We start from the raw sequence: 16,688 nt of genomic DNA, 5'->3' as shown, positions 1-16,688 counted from the left end.
ACTGAACGCCTTTGCTCCCTAATAACGGGGAGCGCGGCATGAACATCAGCATCTCTGCAATCTTCAAGCCCACGATCCTGCTGGCTTTGGCGCTCATGGTCGTGATCGTGATGATGGTCCTGCCGGTACCTTCTTGGATTCTCGATCTGGGCCTCGCCACCAGTTTCGCCCTCGCGATCCTGATTTTCACGGTTACGCTGTTTATCGAGAGGCCTCTCGATTTCTCGGCCTTCCCGACCATACTCCTCGCAAGCCTCATGCTGCGCCTCTCCCTGAATGTGTCCTCGACCAAGCTGATCATTGGCCAGGGACACACGGGAACGGGTGCAGCCGGAAACGTGATCGAGGGATTCGCCAATTTCGTGATGAGCGGCTCCGTTCTTCTGGGTCTCGTTGTGTTTACCGTTTTGCTCATCGTGAACTTCATGGTGATCACCAAGGGCGCTGGGCGTATGGCCGAAGTCGGCGCGCGTTTTGCACTCGACGGGATGCCGGGGCGACAACTCGCGATTGATGCAGATCTTTCCGCCGGGGCGATCACTCATGAACAGGCCAAACAAAGACGGGAACAGGAACTCGCGGAAACCACGTTTTTCGGTTCTCTCGACGGTGCGTCGAAATTCGTCAAGGGCGACGCCATTGCTGGCCTTTTGATCACGCTGATGAACATTGTCATGGGCTTGGTCATCGGTGTGGCCGTACACCACATGCCACTTGGGAAGGCCTTTGAAACCTATGCCATTTTGACCGTCGGTGATGGTCTTGTGAGCCAGATTCCCTCAGTCATCATCTCCATTGCCGCTGCGTTGCTCTTGGCCAAAGGGGGTACCAGCGGTTCCGCCGACATGGCGCTTTTCCGACAATTGGGGAAATACCCGTCGGCGCTTTATACGGTTGCCGTTCTGATGACGCTGTTCGCTTTCGTTCCGGGTTTGCCTTTCATCCCCTTCATTGGGGGCGCGATGGCGCTTGCTGCAGCGGCCTATTTCGTGAGCCGGAAAATGCAGGAAGAGGAAAAGGAAAAAGCGAAAAAGGAAGCCGCCAAACCGCAGGTCACAGCCGAGCGCGAGTCGATGGGAGACATCCTAGATCTCGACGATATCCATGTCGAATTCGCGCCCGATCTCGTGGCGATGGTCCTCGATCAGCAAACCGGTCTCGATGCGCGGATCGTGAACATGCGCAACCATGTGGCGACGGTCTTTGGGCTTATCCTGCCGGAAATTCGCTTGACCGATGATCCCAGCCTGCCGCCGGGCACCTATGTCGTGCGCATTCAGGGCGTCGAGCAGGCGCGTGATCGCCTGCGCAAGGACAAGGTGCTGGCTCTCGTGTCCGGCGATGCGAGCGGTCTGCCGATCGGTGAGGATGTGGCCGAACCGGTCTATGGTGCGCCCGCCCGTTGGATCAGTCCGGCGCAAAAGGAAGAGGCCGCCCTGATGGGCAGCACCGTGGTCGGTGCGACCGAAGTGCTTGCGACGCATCTTCTCGAAGTGATCAAGCGGAACTTCCCGCGTCTTCTGACGATGAAATCCCTGCGTCGGCTGCTCGATGAGATGACCAACCTGAGCGATAAGACGCGCGGCGAGGCCAATCAAAAACTGCTTAACGAACTGATCCCGGACCGGGTACCGATGGATCTGTTGTTGTCGGTCCTGCGTCTTCTGCTCGAAGAGCGGGTGTCGATCCGCAACATGGCACTGATCCTCGAGTCGATTTCCGAGGCGCGTGGTGCCCATGCGACGGCGGAATCGATCTGTGAACATGTGCGCCAACGCCTTGGATTTCAGTTGATTTCCGAGATCAAACGCGACGATGGCACCTTGCCGCTCCTGCAACTGGCGCCGGAATGGGAAGATCGTTTCTCGACCTATCAGGTCGATGGCGAGCGAGGGCATTCCGACATTGCCCTGCCGCCGGATCAATTCAACAGGCTCGCGAAAACCATGGCGGACAAAATCGCGAGGGCCGGAGAAAGCGGCATCTATCCGGGTATCGTGACGTCAACGCGTCGTCGTCGCTTCCTGCGCACGGTCCTGTCGGCCCAAGGCATCCAGAACCCGGTCTATTCTTTCGAGGAGATCGGAACCGACGCCAAACCCTCGCTCGTGGGATTGGTGCCGGTATGACGGAAACTTTGGCGGACCTGATGGGGCTGGCTCAGCTCAACCTTACTCTGGGGTTCTTCGTTTTCCTGCGGGTCGGTGCAATGATGGCGATCCTGCCCGCCTTCGGAGAGCGGTCGATCCCGGAGCGGGTGCGTCTTGTTCTGGCAATCGCCTTCACAGCCATCGTCTTTCCTGCCGTGGCGGGAGAGCTTCAAAATCTCGCGTCCACCACATCGGGGCTGATGCGTGGGCTTGCGACCGAAGTCATTGCGGGGCTGCTCCTCGGGCTTGTCCTGCGTCTCTTCGTCATGGTGTTGCAAATCGCGGGTACGATGGTGGCGCAATCCACCTCCCTGTCGCAGATTTTCGGCGGCGGCTCCGTCGAGGCCCAGCCCGCCATCGGGCATCTGTTCCTTGTCGCGGGGCTTGCGCTTGCGGTGATGATGAACCTGCATGTCCGGGTCGCCGAGATGCTGATCCTGTCCTACGATTATTTTCCGGCGGGGTCGTTCATCCCGACGCAAGATGTGATGATCTGGGGTGTCGATCACATTTCATCCGCCTTCGCCCTGTCTTTCAGCCTCGCTGCGCCTTTCGTCATCGCCTCGCTGATCTACAACGTCGCGCTCGGCGTCATCAACCGGGCCATGCCGTCCCTCATGGTGGCCTTCGTTGGTGCACCTGCGATCACTCTCGGCGGTCTGCTGTTGCTCTTCGCCACCACGCCGATCCTGCTCGAAGTCTGGCGTTCGGGCTTTGCCGAGCTGCTCCTCGATCCGTTTGGAGTGGACTGATGGCGGAGGGTGACGATGACAGCGACAAGCAATATGAGCCATCACAGAAACGTCTCGATGACGCGCGTAAAAAGGGTGAAATCCCGCGCTCGACCGACCTGATCACGACCGCCTCCTATTTTGGGTTTATCGTCGTTGCGATGGCACTGGGGGCTGGCAGTCTGCAAAAGATGGGCACAGCGCTTCAGGTCATGCTGGGCAATGCGGACCTGAATGCCGAGGCCTGGTTCAATGGATCGGCGGAGCCCTGGACGATGGGTCTGATGCAAACCGTGGGTGCGGGGCTCTTGCCCTGGTTCCTCATTCCGGCCGTTATGGCGCTCGTCGTGATCTTTGCGACCCGGTCGATGATTTTCGCCACGTCCAAGCTGGAACCGAAACTCTCGAAAATCTCTCCCGTGTCGAATGCGAAGAATAAATTCGGTCGCTCCGGTTTGTTCGAATTTGCCAAGAGCTTTTTCAAACTGTCGATCTACTCGGGTGTTTTGGGCGTCTATCTCTACACCAAACTCCCGGACATCATGTCCACCATGTCCTTCAGTCCGGGGCTTGTGGCGGCGACGCTGGCCGATCTGGTCGTGGGGTTCATGCTGATCGTGCTGACGATTTCTCTGGTGATTGGCGGGGTGGATTACCTGTTTCAGTATAACGAACATATCCGCAAACACCGGATGACCCGCAAGGAGCTGACCGACGAGGCGAAGGAGCAGGAAGGCGACCCGCATTTCAAACAGAAACGGCGCCAGAAAGGCTTCGAGATCGTGATGAACCAGATGCTCGCCGAAGTGCCAAAGGCAGATGTGGTGATCGTCAACCCGACGCATTACGCGGTGGCGCTGAAATGGGATCGTTTGCAGGGCGGTGCGCCGATCTGTGTGGCGAAAGGGGTGGATGAGATTGCGGCGCGTATTCGTGACGTGGCCAATGAAAACGGCATTCCGATCCACCGCGATCCACCAACCGCGCGCGCGCTTTATGCAACCGTCGAGCTCGGTGAACAGATCCTGCCCGAGCATTACCGTGCGGTTGCGGCCTCGATCCGCTTTGCCGAACAGATGCGTCAGAAAATGAAACATCAGTTCGGGAGGTGAGCATGTCGCAGAAACGCGATCAGTTGAAACGCCTCAAGGAGGTTTCCGAACTGGCATTCAATTCCGAGCTGACACGGCTCGCCGAGATCAAGCGGGAGGAAGAGCCGTTTCGCGCTCGTCTGCGTGAGATCGATCAGGCCAGAAGTGAGCGTGCCGCGACACTTACGGCTGCGGACGGATTCGACATGGCGAGCCTGATGGGGGCGGATCGGATCTGGGACAGATGGGCGAGACTGGAAAAGCGCAAAGCCATGATGGCGCTTGCGAAACTCGCCGAGCGCCGGGAAACTCAACTTGAGCGGACGCGCAAAGCCTTTGGCAAAAAAGATGCGCTCGACCGCTTGGCCGAGCGCGATGTTTCCAAGCGCTGAACGTGTCGGGCTTTAGCCGACATCCTGACGCACGATATCAATCACCAGAACATCGTTGATTTCCGGCCCGAGGGTGGTCTGAGCGGCCTCCAGAAGGGCGTGGCGCAAGGCATTCATCGTGACGCTGTCGGTGAAATCGCCTTTGAACCCTCCGGTATTCGCATGATCGAACATGACCTGAAGGAACACGTCCCGGAGTTTCGGTTCCCGCGCATAGATACTTTCCCGGGACCCGGTTCTGGCCTCGAGGCTGAGCGAGAGCACCACCATGGAAACGACACGTCCGTTTTCGAGATCCGGGATCACGAACTGGTTGTTCAGTTTGACGTATTCGAAGGCCGCGTGCTCGGGATCTGCGCCGTGCTCGTCCGGTGCGGCATGCGGATCATGGGCTGCGTTCGCCGCGGGTACATCGCCACAGGGGTTGATCTCGACGACCTCTTGCGGAGCGGGGCGAAGCATGAGCCCGCCACCGATCCCCGCGCCAAGGCCGATCAGGGCCAGAAGAAGAGGGAGGATCTTCTTGATCACGACATTTCTCCTCAGAACGGCAGAATGGTATCGGCGATTTGCTGGCCGTAGCGCGGTTGCTGCACCTGGGTGATCTGACCGCGCCCGCCATAGGAAATCCGGGCCGAGGCGATCTTGTCATAGGTGATCTCGTTCTGGCGGGAAATGTCCTCGGGGCGGACGTAGCCCTCGACCAGAAGCTCCCGGATCTCGTAGTTCACGCGCACCTCCTGCGAGCCCTGAATGTGCAGCACACCGTTGGGCAGTACGTCGACAATCGTGGCTGCCACCATCAATTGAAGTTTTTCATTCCGCTTCACACTGCCGTTGCCGGAGGACGAGGAGTTGGAATTGGTTCCGACGGCGGAGTCCATGCTGGCGCCATTGGGGAGCACTTCGTTGATCCGTTCGGGAATGCCGAAGAGCGATGAAATCCCCATCGTCTCGGAGCCGGACCGCCCGCGGCTTGAGGTGTTCGACATTTCCGCACTGTCGTCGATCTCGATCACCACGGTGAGAATGTCGCCCCGCTCGATGGCGCGACGATCTCCCAAAAGCGACTGACGCGACGCATTCCAGAGCGAGGCCGCATCCGATGGGTTGCGGCTTGCGACCTGTTCGGGCAGCGACGGGTTGCGCATCGCGGCGGTCTCCGCCGAGCTTTCGATGGGCGTGAACTCCGGCAGGCGGCCGACCTCCTTGAGATCGGAACAGGCGGTGAGGGCGAGAAGGGCGGGGAGCATAAGGTGAAGACGCATGACAAATCCTGATTACTGAGCGGCAAGCCCACCGACATGGATGGACCCATCCGGCGCGACGACGCCGGACACGGTTGTTTTGGAAGAGAGATTCATGACCCGGACGACATCGCCGATGCCGGCACGATCGAGCGCACGCCCGTCTGCGGAGATCGAAAGCCCGCCATGGTTGTAACGCAGAACGACGATCTGGTTGCGGTCGACGATGGCTGCGGGACCGATATCCGAGGCGGAAATCGGACGCCCGGTGTAAAGCATCACCCGCGACTCCAGCCCGACGGCTTCGTCGATCGAGCCGATGCTCCCGGGCACATCGCCCGCGACCATGGTGAGATCGGAGGGTGCAAGAATGGTCTGGGCGCGAATGGTCCGTGCGGCGACGACCGTATCGGCCAGCGCTGGCGTTGTGAGCAACCAGAGGCAGGTGGTTATGAGGGCCCGTGCGATCATCTGATTTGCGTCGTCGCGGAAAGCATCTGGTCGGCGGCGGTGATGACCTTGGCGTTCAATTCGTAGCCGCGCTGGGCTTCGATCAGTTCGGTGACCTCGCGCACGGCATCGACGGAGCTGTCCTCGAGATAGCCCTGACGCAGAGTGCCCAATCCGTCGAGGCCGGGCGTTGTGACATTTGCCGGGCCCGAGGCCTCGGTTTCGAGGAACAGGTTCGAGCCGATGGCCTCAAGCCCCTTGGCGTTCGAAAACCCCGCGAGGGTGAATTGGCCGAGAAGTTCCGGTTCGATCTGATCGGAGAAATAGGCGTAAATCTCCCCATCCGCATTGATCGAAAGCGACAGCGTGTCGTCGGGAATGGTGATGTCGGGCACGACGGGATAACCGTCGGAGGTCACGATCTGACCATCTGCCGAGCGTTTCAGCCCGCCATCTCGTGTATAGGCCGACTGGCCGGAGGGCAGGGTCACTTCGAGATAGCCGTTGCCCTCGATCGCAATGTCGAGATCACCACCGGTGTGTGACAGGGACCCCTGCGCCAGTTCGAGTGTGACCGACGAGGGCCGGACGCCCAGCCCGAGTTGCACCCCGGTCGGCAGTACGGTGCCATCGGCGGAATTGATCGTGCCGGGACGAGAGGCCTGTTGGTAATGCAGATCGGCGAATTCGGCCCGCCGGGCGTTGTAGCCGGTGGTGCTCATGTTCGCGAGGTTCTGCGAAATGGTTTCCACCCGCATCTGCTGGGCGCTCATGCCCGTGGCTGCGATTTTGAGGGCGCGCATGTCAGGTTCCTTTCCTAGCGACCGAGCGTCGAGATGACGGATTTGATCCGTTCATCTTCCTGCTGGGAGAATTGCTGGCCCATGGTGTAGGCGTTTTGCACTTCGATCATCCGGGCCACTTCGGTGATTGCGTTGACGTTCGAGTTTTCGACATAGCCCTGTAAAATGACCGCCTCTTCCTGCGGCACGATGGCCCCGTCGGTATAGAACCGGACGCCGTTGCTGCGTGTCAGACTCGTCGGGTCTTCGGGCATGTAAAGCCCGATCTGCGACAGCGGTTGCCCGTCGGCGGAGAGCGTCCCGTCCGAGGACACGGCCACGGTTTTTGCATCCTGCGGGATAAAAATCGCCGCCCCGCCATTGTCCAAAAGCTGATACCCGTCATGGGTGGTCAGCTCGCCATTCTGGTTTGTTGTAAAGGCACCGTTACGAGTCAGGGCCTGCCCGTTCGGCGTGTCGATCAGAAAGAACCCGTCACCTTCGATGGCAAAATCATAAGTGCCGCCTGTGGGTGTCAGCGGCCCCTGCGTTTCGTTGGTAATTCGCACGTTGCCGTCCGCCATCGAAAGGCTGTCCTCACCCTTCTCAAGCTGCGAAATATACTCGGAAAACAGCATGCCTTCCTTGCGGTAACCGGTGGTCGAGACGTTGGCGATGTTGTTCGCGATGGTCTGTAATTCGCGATTGAGACCGACCATGCGGGTAAGGGTGGTATAGCCTGCGCTGTCCATCACAAACCTCCGATCAGGGGGATGATGCGGTCGGTGAAAAAGCTGGTCAGGGTTTCGGTCATGAACCCCATCGACATCCAGAACACGATCAGGATCGCCACCAGTTTCGGCACGAAGGTCAGCGTCATTTCCTGAATGCTCGTGAGCGCTTGAAACAGGCCGACGGTGACCCCGGCGATCAGCGCGACCACAAGAATCGGGGTGGCGATTATCGTCGCGATCCAGAGCGCCTGTCTTAGCGTGTCGTAGAAAACCAGCTCATCCATGGCTCACACCGGCATCCTGAGGATTTCCTGATAGGCCTCGACAACCTTGTCGCGCACGGTGACGGCGGTCTCGATGGCCAGTTCGCTTTGGGCAAGCGCCTGAACGAGGGCCTGACTGTCGGCCTTCCCGGTCATGGCGGCCTGTGCGACCTCCTCGCCTTGGGCAAGGGTCTCGGCAAAGCTCGTGGCGGCTTTTCCAAGTGTGTTTTGGGTGGCGGCTGCGGTCTCGCTCGGCTTCGGCGCGGTGACCGGGCGGGTTGCTGCGTAGCCTTGGGCGGCAAATGCGGATCGGATGTCCATTCTGGTCTCCTATCGGTGGGTGTCGGCCTTCTACCGACGTAAAAGATCAAGCAGGGATGACGACATCTGCCGCGCCTGATCGAACATTTTGAGGTTCGCCTCGTAACTGCGCTGCGCTTCGCGCGCGTCCGCAATTTCGATCATCAACTCGACGTTGGAGCCGTCGTAAAACCCGCTCTCGTCGGCAAGCGGATGTCCGGGGTCGTAAATTTCTGTCAGCGGAGAGTTGTCGAGCTGGACATCACCGGTCGTCACCGCGCCGGTCTTCACGCCCTGATCGACGATCTCTTCGAAAGAGACGGTCTTGCGGTGGTAGCCCGGCGTATCCGCATTCGCGATGTTCTCGGACACATGGCGCAGACGGCTGGCCTGTGCCTTCATCCCGGATGCGGAGAGGTTGAGGATATTTTGCAGATCAGACATTCACATTTCTCCCCTATTTCCGCCCGATCGAGCTGCGCAGGATGTTCATCGAGCTTTTGTAAACGGCGAGCGCGGTCTCATGTTGTTGCCGCACCTGCACAGCTTTCATCATCTCGGTTTCGAGAGAGACGGTGTTGCCGTTGGGCGAGCTCGCGTCCGGCGCGTCCACCAATGTGTAGGCCTGAGAAGTTTCATCCGTGTTGAGGGCATGCCCCGCCCGCGTGGCGCGCATGCCTGTACCGAAGTCGCCGCCCTCGTAGGTCTCGGCAAAGGATGCGATATCCTTTGCCCGATACTCGGGCGTATCGGCATTCGCGATGTTTTTCGCGACGATTTCCTGACGGGAAACGGCATGACTGGCCAGTCCGCTCGCCATCTTGAAGATATCCAGGTTTTCGAACATCGGGGCTTCTCCTCCGAGTTATCTCAACCAAGGCTTAACCCTGATTCCTTTAGAAAGAGTTGTCGAAAGCGGAGGTGTTCATGAACGGCGTCGGATTCGAATTGCTTCTGGCCGAGGTGGCTGCGGTGAAACCGGTCCAATCGGTTGGTCGCGTCATTGAAGTGTCGCGCGGAGTTCTGACCGTGTCTGGGCTGAGCGGGATTGCGGCCTTGGGGGATCTGGTCGAGATCGGCCATGGGGACCACATGCGCCGTGGCGAGGTTTTGCAGCTCGACAAAAAAACAGTGACGGTCCTGCCGGATGGCGGACCCGATGGATTGTCGATCGGTGACCCGGTCGCCCATGTTGGCAAAAACCATATTGCACCGGATGAAAGTTGGATCGGTCGGGTGATTGACCCATTCGGACAAGCCCTTGATGGGAAACCAATTCTTCAGGGGCGCAGACAGCGTCCCTTGCGGGGAGAGCCGCTCAATCCGACCGAGCGTCGGGCGTTGGGCGGTCGCCTTGAAACCGGACTTGCGGTGTTTAACACCTTGCTGCCCATTGTGCGTGGACAGCGAGTCGGTCTTTTCGCCGGGTCCGGCGTCGGGAAATCCACCTTGCTTGCGAAACTCGCCACAGGTCTTCAGGCCGACGTCGTGGTGATCGCCATGGTTGGGGAGCGCGGACGCGAGGTCCGTGAATTCATCGACCGGGTGCTCGGCCCTGTCGGAATGAAGCGTTCCGTCATCGTTGCAGCCACCTCGGATCAATCCCCGATGGTGCGGCGGCGCTGCGCCTGGACAGCCATGTCGGTGGCCGAATATTTTCGCGACAAGGGCAAACAGGTGCTCTTTTTGGCCGATTCCGTCACCCGCTTTGCCGAGGCGCATCGCGAAGTGGCGCTTGCGACGGGCGAGTCCAGTTCGCTTCGGGGGTTTCCACCTTCTACATCGCATCTGATCACGACGCTTTGCGAACGGGCTGGCCCGGGTATCGGAGACATGGGCGACATCACGGCGGTGTTTTCGGTTCTTGTGGCGGGCTCCGATATGGAAGAGCCGATTGCTGACATCCTGCGCGGTGTCCTCGACGGTCATATCGTTCTGGATCGTCAGATTGCGGAACGCGGTCGATTCCCGGCGATCGACCTTCTGAGATCGGTGTCCCGCGCTTTGCCACATGCTGCATCGGATGGGGAAAATGCCCTGATCGCGCGGGCTCGTCGCCTGCTTGGGGTTTTCGACCGTTCGGAAATGATGATTCAGGCGGGGCTTTATTCCGTCGGCACCGATCCCGTGATTGACGAGGCGATTGCGACCTGGCCGAAACTCGATCACTTTCTGACCGAGTCGGAGCCGAACGGCACACGGGAAAGTTTCGAACGGCTCGAGGCCTGTTTCACGGACCGGAAAAAGACGTGATCCGTTAAAACGATCCTGTTAACAGGGCGAGTGCATTCGAAGCGGCGGATGTCCCGGTTGTACCGGAATTCAGTTCGGAGCGGATGAGGAACAGTTTGACGAGTTCCTCGCGCTTTTGCGGGTCGGAGAATTGCGACACTTCGGACTCATGAAAATACTGCTCGGCCTTGTCGCGAAAGATGGTCAACTGTTGGTCGAGATCCAGACTGCTGACGGAACTCGGAAGGCCGAGTGCTGTCTCGAAAACGGTTCGAAGCGCCTCATTTCCCATGATGGAATACCAGCGCCCATTATCCGTCGTGTCTTTGTCGACCAGATCCGTCAACTCGCCTTCAAGATTGAGGGCGAGCCGCATGTCTTCATCCTGATCCCCTACGGCGATCTGAAACTGTTTTTCCTGATAGGCGGAGATGATTTCATCCGGAAAATCGCTGAGCACCGTGTTGGGCGTATCGAAATTTCCGAATCCGAAAGCTTCGGCGAGTCTGAAATAGCGCGTGTCGGTCAGCTTATTGGCGATTGCCTCGTCATCGAGCGTGCCTTCGCTGAGAACCTTTTCGACAAAAAACTTGCTGTTGATGTCATCATCAAGGCCAAACGCACCCAAGGCCACCTTCAGTAACCTGTAATCTGAGACCAACTCTTCGGCGCTGGTCACATTCGCGATGTTTGCTCGAAAATACTCCGTGTCCCTCTGAATCTCCGCAGAGTTGTTAAAGGCTTCTTGTTGATTGGCCTGAGTATTTTGAAGAACCACCCATCCAGCGTAACCGCTGAATGGGACGACAGGTTGATATGTCATTGGTACTGCGCGGCAGACAAAAGCCGCTCCTCCCTGGGCAACAGGGCGCGGAGCATTTTGAGCGCTTGATAGTACTGCCCGCTTTGAATCTCCGTCGTTGCCGAGTTGAGAATCTTGCGGCTGTCCGGGTCGGTGAGCACTTGGCTGAGTTGCTCGATCCCGCGCATGAGTTGCAGGCTCGCCTCCTTCGGTTCTGCATCGCCGGAGAGGATCAGCTGCGCGATGTAGCAGACGCGCCGCACAGGCGTATTGACCTCTTCGGGGTGGATGGCATCGCGGAGCCGCAGGATGTTTGCGTTCGGTGTCACGATGGACAGGCGCGATCGTCGGTCGCCGTTCTCGATGACTGCTCCGTTGATCAGGACCCGTTCCTTGGGGCCGAGTTTCAGAACAAGACCGCTCATTTACTGGCCCTCCCGTTGCAGGCCACGCATGATCGCCGTGTTGATGTCGATCAATGGCGTCTCATCGGCTTTCTTGGCAAGAATGTCGGAGGTGTGTTTCGCAGTGAATTGCGCGAGATAGAAAATTTGGGCGCGCAGTTCTTTCGGCAGTTGATTGTCGCTCTCGGCGACATTTGTAGCGAGAAGGGTCCAGAGACGGCGATTGTCGTAGAGAGCCTTCACATAGGCAGAATAGGACCGTTTTTTGTCCTGAGCCGTCTGACGAAGGCGATGCGTAATTCGTGCAAAGGCTTCGTATTCGGTGCCGCGTGGAGTCCTGATGGGCGCGGCGGTGTTGGAATAGGCCGTTCGGGCCATCTGAAGAGCGTTCACGTCTTATCCTTCCGGTGACAATGAATTTCAACGCACGGTCTTTGACCGCGGAGAGACCGGGCACCGGTCAGGCGCCCGGTCAGAGCTCTTAGCCGAAGAGCGACAGGATGGTTTGCGGCGCCTGGTTGGCAATCGAGAGCGATTGCACACCGAGCTGCTGCTGCACCTGAAGCGCTTGCAGTTTCGCGGAGGCCTCTTCCATGTCGGCATCCACCATGGAGCCGATGCCGGACATCAGCGCATCCGTCAGGTTGGAGATGAACGTCGACTGGGTTTCGATCCGGCCCTGGGCGGAACCGAACTCCGACGCGGCATCGACCGCGTTGTTGATCAGGGTTTCGATGTTGCCGAGTGCTGCATCCGCACCGTCATTGGTGGTCACATCGATGTTGTCGAGACCGAACAGACCACCGGAGGCTTCCCCGCCGGTCCCGACGGTCAGCTTGAGCGTGGTGCTCGTCCCGTCGCCATTGTCGTCGTCGACAGCCAGTTTCCACTGACCTGTGGTCTCGTCCTGCTGAACAGCCGTGGTCACGCCTTCGGTACCGGCCGAGTCGATCGCGGTTTTCAGACCGCGGGCGACGTCTTCCATGTTTTCGTCCTTGCCAGCTACATAGGTGTAGGAGCTGGAGCCTACGGTCACCTTGAAGCTGTCACCTTCGTTCACACCGGCAGAAGTGCTGAAATCAATGGTCGCGGCGCGCTGGTTCAGCGTCGCGGCATTGGCATCGGTGATATCGACACCGTTGATTTCCTCCACCTCGAAGTTCGTGGAGGTGGTCGAGTCGGCGGTGAGTTCGACATCGGAGAAGGCGTTGGTGTTCAACACGCTCAGCTTGCCGGAGGTGCTGGCATCGACGGAGATGCCCTCGATCCCGAGCGCGTTGATCTGGGAGGCCAGAGCATCACGTACGGTGTCGGCATCGTCACCCGAAGCGGTGGTATAGCTGACTTCATGACCGTCGATGGTCATGGAGTAGGTGTCGCCGTCGCTGCCATAGGTGATCCCCATGATGGCTTCGGTCCCGCCGGCATCCGTGGTGTAATCGGAGTTGGTGCTGCCGTTCACGGTGCCATAAGCGGCCGATGCGGTGTCGCTCAGGGCCGTGCCGAAGGTCCCGGCGGAGGTCGAGAGATCCTGACGTTTCACGGTGATGTCGGACGCGGTCACGGTGCCGTCGGAGGCACGATCGAGCGAGGACAGGATGTTGACGTCATCGGTCCCTTCGACGAGGGACAGGCCGTTGAACTGCGCGGCACCGATCACCGATTTGACCTGGCCGACCAGAGCGTCGATATCCGTTTGAATTTTCTCGCGGTCGACGTTTTCTTCCTGAGCCGAGACGACCTTTTCTTTGATCTGGGTCAGCAGATCGGTCACGGTTTCGGCGGCTTCGGAGGCTACGGCAAGGGTCGATTCCCCAAGCGCGAGGCTGTCGGAGATGGCGTTGAAGCCCGCAACGTCGGATTCCATCACTTTCGAGATCGCCCAGACGGAAGAGTTGTCCTTGGCAGAGGCAATATCTTTACCCGTGGAGATCATGCTCTGGGTTTTGGACAGGTCGGAGTTGATGGAATTCAGGGTCTGCAACGCGACCATCGCGCCATTGTTGGTCAGAATGCTGGACATAGCATAACTTCCTTTGATCTTGGGACGCGTTTTGCGCCACACGAGTTTCGAGGTCCGCCCCCACGGGCGGTTTCAGGATCGTCATTCTGACTGATTACGGATGACCGCTTCCGGCCGACCGTGCCACCCCCTCGGGATGCACTCTGATCTTTGGAGCTTAAAGGCTAAAAGTTTCCTAAGCTGGCTTCGATTGATGCTTTCAATTTGAGGCAAAAATTGGACAAGGGATCAGGCTTTTTTCTTCATGGTTAACGACTTACGTTCGATCTCCGTGGTTTTGCCTGCCGGACCGTAGGCGGTGAAACCTTGGGATTGAGCGCGCAAGGACAGGATTCTCTCGCGCGCCGTGCGAAGACCTTTTGCGGAGGCCATCAGAAGGCGCTTGTTATGCGCGCTGCGGTTTTGCAAGTCCTTGAGAACCGCGGTGGGCGTTTTCGATTTCGCGACAAGGGCCAGAAGCGATTCCTTCGATTTCGAAAGCTCCTCCAAAGTGGCGAAGTCACCTATGAGAAGCGCGGTCTTCTCCCTCTCGAGGAGATCGGCTAGGGCCGCTGCCGGGCGGAATGCATCAAGAAATGCCATCGGATTTGTCCTTCAATGCGTTGAAAATCTGTTCGGCCAGGCCGATTCCCCCGGCCTCGACCAGTTTTTCTGCCTGGGCCTGAACCAGAAAGGACGAGAACTGATCTTCGCCCGATCCGCCTCCAAAGGCGTCCGGTGTTTTTCCGAAGCCCGCACTTTTGAGCATTTCCGCCAAAAACGTCGCTTCAAGTTGTTGCGAAACGTTATGCAGCTTTTCGTCTTGCGACATCTGCGCGAGGGTCGGAAGGGATGAGGATGGAACGGCGGAGACGGTCATGGGGATCACTCCAATTCGAAGCATTTTCCGACTCGTAACCGTAATCTGGTAAAGAACCGGTAACTCTCTGCGCAGATAGTGGCATCACGGAGAAAGAAATCCCGGATGCAAGAAATGCAGTTTCAGACTTTTGATCTTATCAATACCGTCACGAGCCCGGAGAGCGGGCGATCCGAAAAAGCGACCGCTTTCGGTCATGGGGCGGGTGAAAAGACGTCGTCGTTTATCGGCGCCAAAGGCATGTCGTTGGACAAGCTGTCCTCAAAGAGTTCCGGGCAACTTGCCGCGCAGAGCGACACGTTTGAGAGCTATCTCAGTGCACAGTCCAAGCAGCCTCAGGAAAGCGAGGCGCAAGACAAGGGTCTTGTAACGCGCAAGGATGATGTCGAGGTGGTGTCGACATTTGACGCGTCTGTTGCAGGTGATGAAAACGCAGCCAATAAAGTGAACGGGGTTTTGCCTTCCCGCGAAGTCGCCGTGACCAAGCCTCCCGTTATGACGCCCGGTGTCGGAGTGTCACAAAACAGATTTGCAACTCAAACGGCCATTCAACAGGGTCTGGTCGCAAGTAACGGTCCTGCAAAGGCAGAGACGCTTCTGTCCGATGATGGCGTGGCAGATGTATCTCTGGCTCAAGCCGAACCCTCCCAAGGGGAGACTGCCGAGGAGACGGTGTCATCCGAGACCTCTCAAATTGTGGCGGAGGCGTTCGTGAACACGGGCGTTGTCTTAGAAACCAGTCCGCTCAAGACGTGGCAGAGGGAGGAAACTGGTTTCACGACAGCATCAGCCGCCAAGGCAGATAGTGTGCCTGACGAATTGCACATTGCCCACCCGGAGCCGAAAACCGGGAAAAAGACCGCGTCGGTCAGTGGACGTTTCCCAGAGATGACGCGTGATTCGGAGGCCGAGGGCGGGGACGGATTCGCGGGCGAAGCGACGGACAGTTCTGGGGCATTGACCTCTGAGCGGTCTGTGGCCGAAGCGGCAGGAGCTGAAAAAGACAAGATGCAGAAAGATCAATGGCTTGTGACGTCGCAAGAGCAGGTCATGATCATGGGCGGCCAGGCTGCCACGAGCACAGCTCTGTCACAGGGTGTGGAAAGTGACGCCACGCAGGAGGTGCGGTCTGATCTTTACTCGAAGATGCAAAACGTCGAAGCCTCGCTTCTTTCCGCGGCCGTTCCGCGCAGTGACTTGACAGGCGAGGCTGCGACGGCACGGACGTCCGAAACGGTCGATCATACAGGGCGGAAAGCTACGGATGACATGTTACAGCCTAACGAGAAAACGTCATTCGCCTCCGTGGCATCCACTGACACCATGAGTACACCGTTTGTCGCGACGAAGGCCATGGCGGAGAGGTTGACGGACGACAGGAGAGCCGTTTCACAGGCGGTCCAAATCGTTTCGGGGAATCTCTCGGGCAATCACAGTGACGCGAAAATCCCGGAGCAGACACCGATCCCGTCTGTGCAGACGGCCGACGTATCGGCTTTGAACGAGGGGAAAGTGATCCCCGGATTGAAAGCAACAGAAGGTCAGGATGTAGCTTTTCCGGAGGTGGCCGAAGAAATCGTTGCGCCCAAGGTGACGCGGGAGACGGTCGAAACGTCGGCAAATTCTTCTGCACAAACGGCGCAAAATTTCGCGCTGTCCGGGATGTTGACATCCGCAGAGGTCCAGACATCTTCCATCACGGACACGGATCAAATTTCTTCGTTCGGCGATCTGGACCCGATAGCTCATATGTCTCCTGAAACGGCAGCCCTGCGGGAGCAGACCGCCGCGACAAGCGCTACGAACCGGATCGAGTTGCCGACACACATAGCATCGCAAATCGCCGATGTGGCCCGGCAACTGCCGGACCGGCCCGTCGAAATCACCTTGTCTCCTGAGGAACTCGGCAAGGTGAGGTTGTCTTTCCACCTCTCCGAGAACGGCGCGATGCAGGTTGTGATCGCAGCAGAACGCGCCGATACGCTCGATCTGCTGCGGCGCAACGTCGAAAGCCTCATCACCGAATTCCGCGATCTCGGTTATGCCGACAGCGGCTTTACCTTCCAGAATTTCGATCAGGGGACACAACAGGGCGGCTCTGACGCTTTTTCCCCTCCGACCGGGTCATCCGCCACATCGGACATGACCGATCCCATGCCGTCTGAACCCCCCGTGCGCCTGTCTCTTGGGAGTGCGTCGGGCATGGATCTGAGACTTTAACAGGAGCG

At 58.5% G+C, this 16,688-nt stretch carries 21 protein-coding genes; 6 read left to right on the top strand and 15 right to left on the bottom strand.

The genetic code is table 11. From position 1 onward, the window contains the following. Positions 1-38: 38 nt before the first annotated feature. From flhA to V1475_RS03910, 4 genes are read left to right on the top strand one after another with little or no spacing between them, the layout of a single operon-like run. A complete protein-coding gene (gene flhA, locus V1475_RS03925) occupies positions 39-2,129 on the top strand; it encodes a flagellar biosynthesis protein FlhA (RefSeq protein ID WP_479411708.1) in 2,091 nt (696 codons plus the stop codon). Next, positions 2,126-2,902, top strand: coding sequence for a flagellar biosynthetic protein FliR (locus tag V1475_RS03920; protein WP_479411707.1), 777 nt, complete (start codon positions 2,126-2,128; stop codon positions 2,900-2,902). Before flhA ends, V1475_RS03920 begins: the two co-directional genes overlap by 4 nt. Beyond that, complete coding sequence (locus V1475_RS03915; RefSeq protein WP_479411706.1) at positions 2,902-3,993, top strand: EscU/YscU/HrcU family type III secretion system export apparatus switch protein; 1,092 nt, start codon at positions 2,902-2,904, stop codon at positions 3,991-3,993. The genes V1475_RS03920 and V1475_RS03915 overlap by 1 nt, the downstream gene beginning before the upstream one ends. 2 nt (positions 3,994-3,995) lie before the next feature. Then, entirely contained in the window at positions 3,996-4,364 is a 369-nt protein-coding gene (locus V1475_RS03910) for a hypothetical protein (RefSeq protein WP_479411705.1), read from the top strand. 12 nt (positions 4,365-4,376) lie between these two features. On the opposite strand, the gene V1475_RS03905 is transcribed toward V1475_RS03910, so the two are convergent. The 9 genes from V1475_RS03905 to V1475_RS03865 are packed head-to-tail and all read right to left on the bottom strand — an operon-like array spanning position 4,377 to position 8,987. Next, positions 4,377-4,895 (bottom strand): flagellar basal body-associated FliL family protein, encoded by a 519-nt coding sequence (locus V1475_RS03905; protein ID WP_479411704.1) that lies wholly within the window; start codon positions 4,893-4,895, stop codon positions 4,377-4,379. A gap of 11 nt (positions 4,896-4,906) precedes the next feature. Continuing rightward, positions 4,907-5,632 carry a flagellar basal body L-ring protein FlgH gene (flgH, locus tag V1475_RS03900; RefSeq protein WP_479411703.1) on the bottom strand — a complete coding sequence of 242 codons (726 nt, stop codon included), beginning with the start codon at positions 5,630-5,632 and terminating at the stop codon, positions 4,907-4,909. 12 nt (positions 5,633-5,644) lie between these two features. After that, positions 5,645-6,082 (bottom strand): flagellar basal body P-ring formation chaperone FlgA, encoded by a 438-nt coding sequence (gene flgA, locus V1475_RS03895; RefSeq protein ID WP_479411702.1) that lies wholly within the window; start codon positions 6,080-6,082, stop codon positions 5,645-5,647. Continuing rightward, on the bottom strand, positions 6,079-6,864 hold the full coding sequence (flgG, locus tag V1475_RS03890; protein ID WP_479411701.1) for a flagellar basal-body rod protein FlgG: 786 nt from the start codon (positions 6,862-6,864) through the stop codon (positions 6,079-6,081). Before flgG ends, flgA begins: the two co-directional genes overlap by 4 nt. A 14-nt stretch (positions 6,865-6,878) precedes the next feature. Beyond that, a complete protein-coding gene (locus V1475_RS03885; protein ID WP_434289802.1) occupies positions 6,879-7,595 on the bottom strand; it encodes a flagellar hook-basal body complex protein in 717 nt (238 codons plus the stop codon). Continuing rightward, positions 7,595-7,861: a flagellar biosynthetic protein FliQ gene (locus V1475_RS03880; RefSeq protein WP_434289803.1), complete on the bottom strand. Its 267-nt coding sequence runs from the start codon at positions 7,859-7,861 to the stop codon at positions 7,595-7,597. Before V1475_RS03880 ends, V1475_RS03885 begins: the two co-directional genes overlap by 1 nt. A gap of 3 nt (positions 7,862-7,864) precedes the next feature. After that, positions 7,865-8,161 carry a flagellar hook-basal body complex protein FliE gene (gene fliE, locus V1475_RS03875; RefSeq protein WP_434289804.1) on the bottom strand — a complete coding sequence of 99 codons (297 nt, stop codon included), beginning with the start codon at positions 8,159-8,161 and terminating at the stop codon, positions 7,865-7,867. A gap of 30 nt (positions 8,162-8,191) precedes the next feature. Further along, complete coding sequence (gene flgC, locus V1475_RS03870; protein WP_434289805.1) at positions 8,192-8,584, bottom strand: flagellar basal body rod protein FlgC; 393 nt, start codon at positions 8,582-8,584, stop codon at positions 8,192-8,194. Positions 8,585-8,597: 13 nt separating this feature from the next. After that, positions 8,598-8,987 carry a FlgB family protein gene (locus V1475_RS03865; RefSeq protein WP_479411700.1) on the bottom strand — a complete coding sequence of 130 codons (390 nt, stop codon included), beginning with the start codon at positions 8,985-8,987 and terminating at the stop codon, positions 8,598-8,600. An 80-nt stretch (positions 8,988-9,067) separates the two neighbouring features. Between V1475_RS03865 and V1475_RS03860 the strand changes: the two genes are divergently transcribed. Further along, a complete protein-coding gene (locus tag V1475_RS03860; RefSeq protein WP_479411699.1) occupies positions 9,068-10,393 on the top strand; it encodes a FliI/YscN family ATPase in 1,326 nt (441 codons plus the stop codon). Positions 10,394-10,397: 4 nt separating this feature from the next. On the opposite strand, the gene V1475_RS03855 is transcribed toward V1475_RS03860, so the two are convergent. The 6 genes from V1475_RS03855 to V1475_RS03830 all read right to left on the bottom strand — a co-directional run bounded on the left by V1475_RS03855 (position 10,398) and on the right by V1475_RS03830 (position 14,484). Further along, on the bottom strand, positions 10,398-11,195 hold the full coding sequence (locus V1475_RS03855; protein WP_479411698.1) for a DUF1217 domain-containing protein: 798 nt from the start codon (positions 11,193-11,195) through the stop codon (positions 10,398-10,400). Continuing rightward, a complete protein-coding gene (gene flbT / locus V1475_RS03850; protein WP_434289809.1) occupies positions 11,192-11,599 on the bottom strand; it encodes a flagellar biosynthesis repressor FlbT in 408 nt (135 codons plus the stop codon). Before flbT ends, V1475_RS03855 begins: the two co-directional genes overlap by 4 nt. Then, positions 11,600-11,971, bottom strand: coding sequence for a flagellar biosynthesis regulator FlaF (flaF, locus tag V1475_RS03845; protein ID WP_434289810.1), 372 nt, complete (start codon positions 11,969-11,971; stop codon positions 11,600-11,602). Positions 11,972-12,059: 88 nt separating this feature from the next. Further along, positions 12,060-13,601 carry a flagellin gene (locus V1475_RS03840; protein ID WP_434289811.1) on the bottom strand — a complete coding sequence of 514 codons (1,542 nt, stop codon included), beginning with the start codon at positions 13,599-13,601 and terminating at the stop codon, positions 12,060-12,062. A gap of 228 nt (positions 13,602-13,829) precedes the next feature. Beyond that, positions 13,830-14,183 (bottom strand): hypothetical protein, encoded by a 354-nt coding sequence (locus tag V1475_RS03835; protein ID WP_479411697.1) that lies wholly within the window; start codon positions 14,181-14,183, stop codon positions 13,830-13,832. Then, on the bottom strand, positions 14,170-14,484 hold the full coding sequence (locus V1475_RS03830) for a rod-binding protein (RefSeq protein ID WP_479411696.1): 315 nt from the start codon (positions 14,482-14,484) through the stop codon (positions 14,170-14,172). Before V1475_RS03830 ends, V1475_RS03835 begins: the two co-directional genes overlap by 14 nt. Before the next feature lie 81 nt (positions 14,485-14,565). On the opposite strand from V1475_RS03830, the gene V1475_RS03825 reads away from it, so the two are divergent. Further along, on the top strand, positions 14,566-16,680 hold the full coding sequence (locus V1475_RS03825) for a flagellar hook-length control protein FliK (protein WP_479411695.1): 2,115 nt from the start codon (positions 14,566-14,568) through the stop codon (positions 16,678-16,680). Positions 16,681-16,688: the final 8 nt, after the last annotated feature.

The organism is Celeribacter sp. SCSIO 80838 (assembly GCF_056498065.1).
This window is presented reverse-complemented; position numbering and strand designations above follow the sequence as displayed.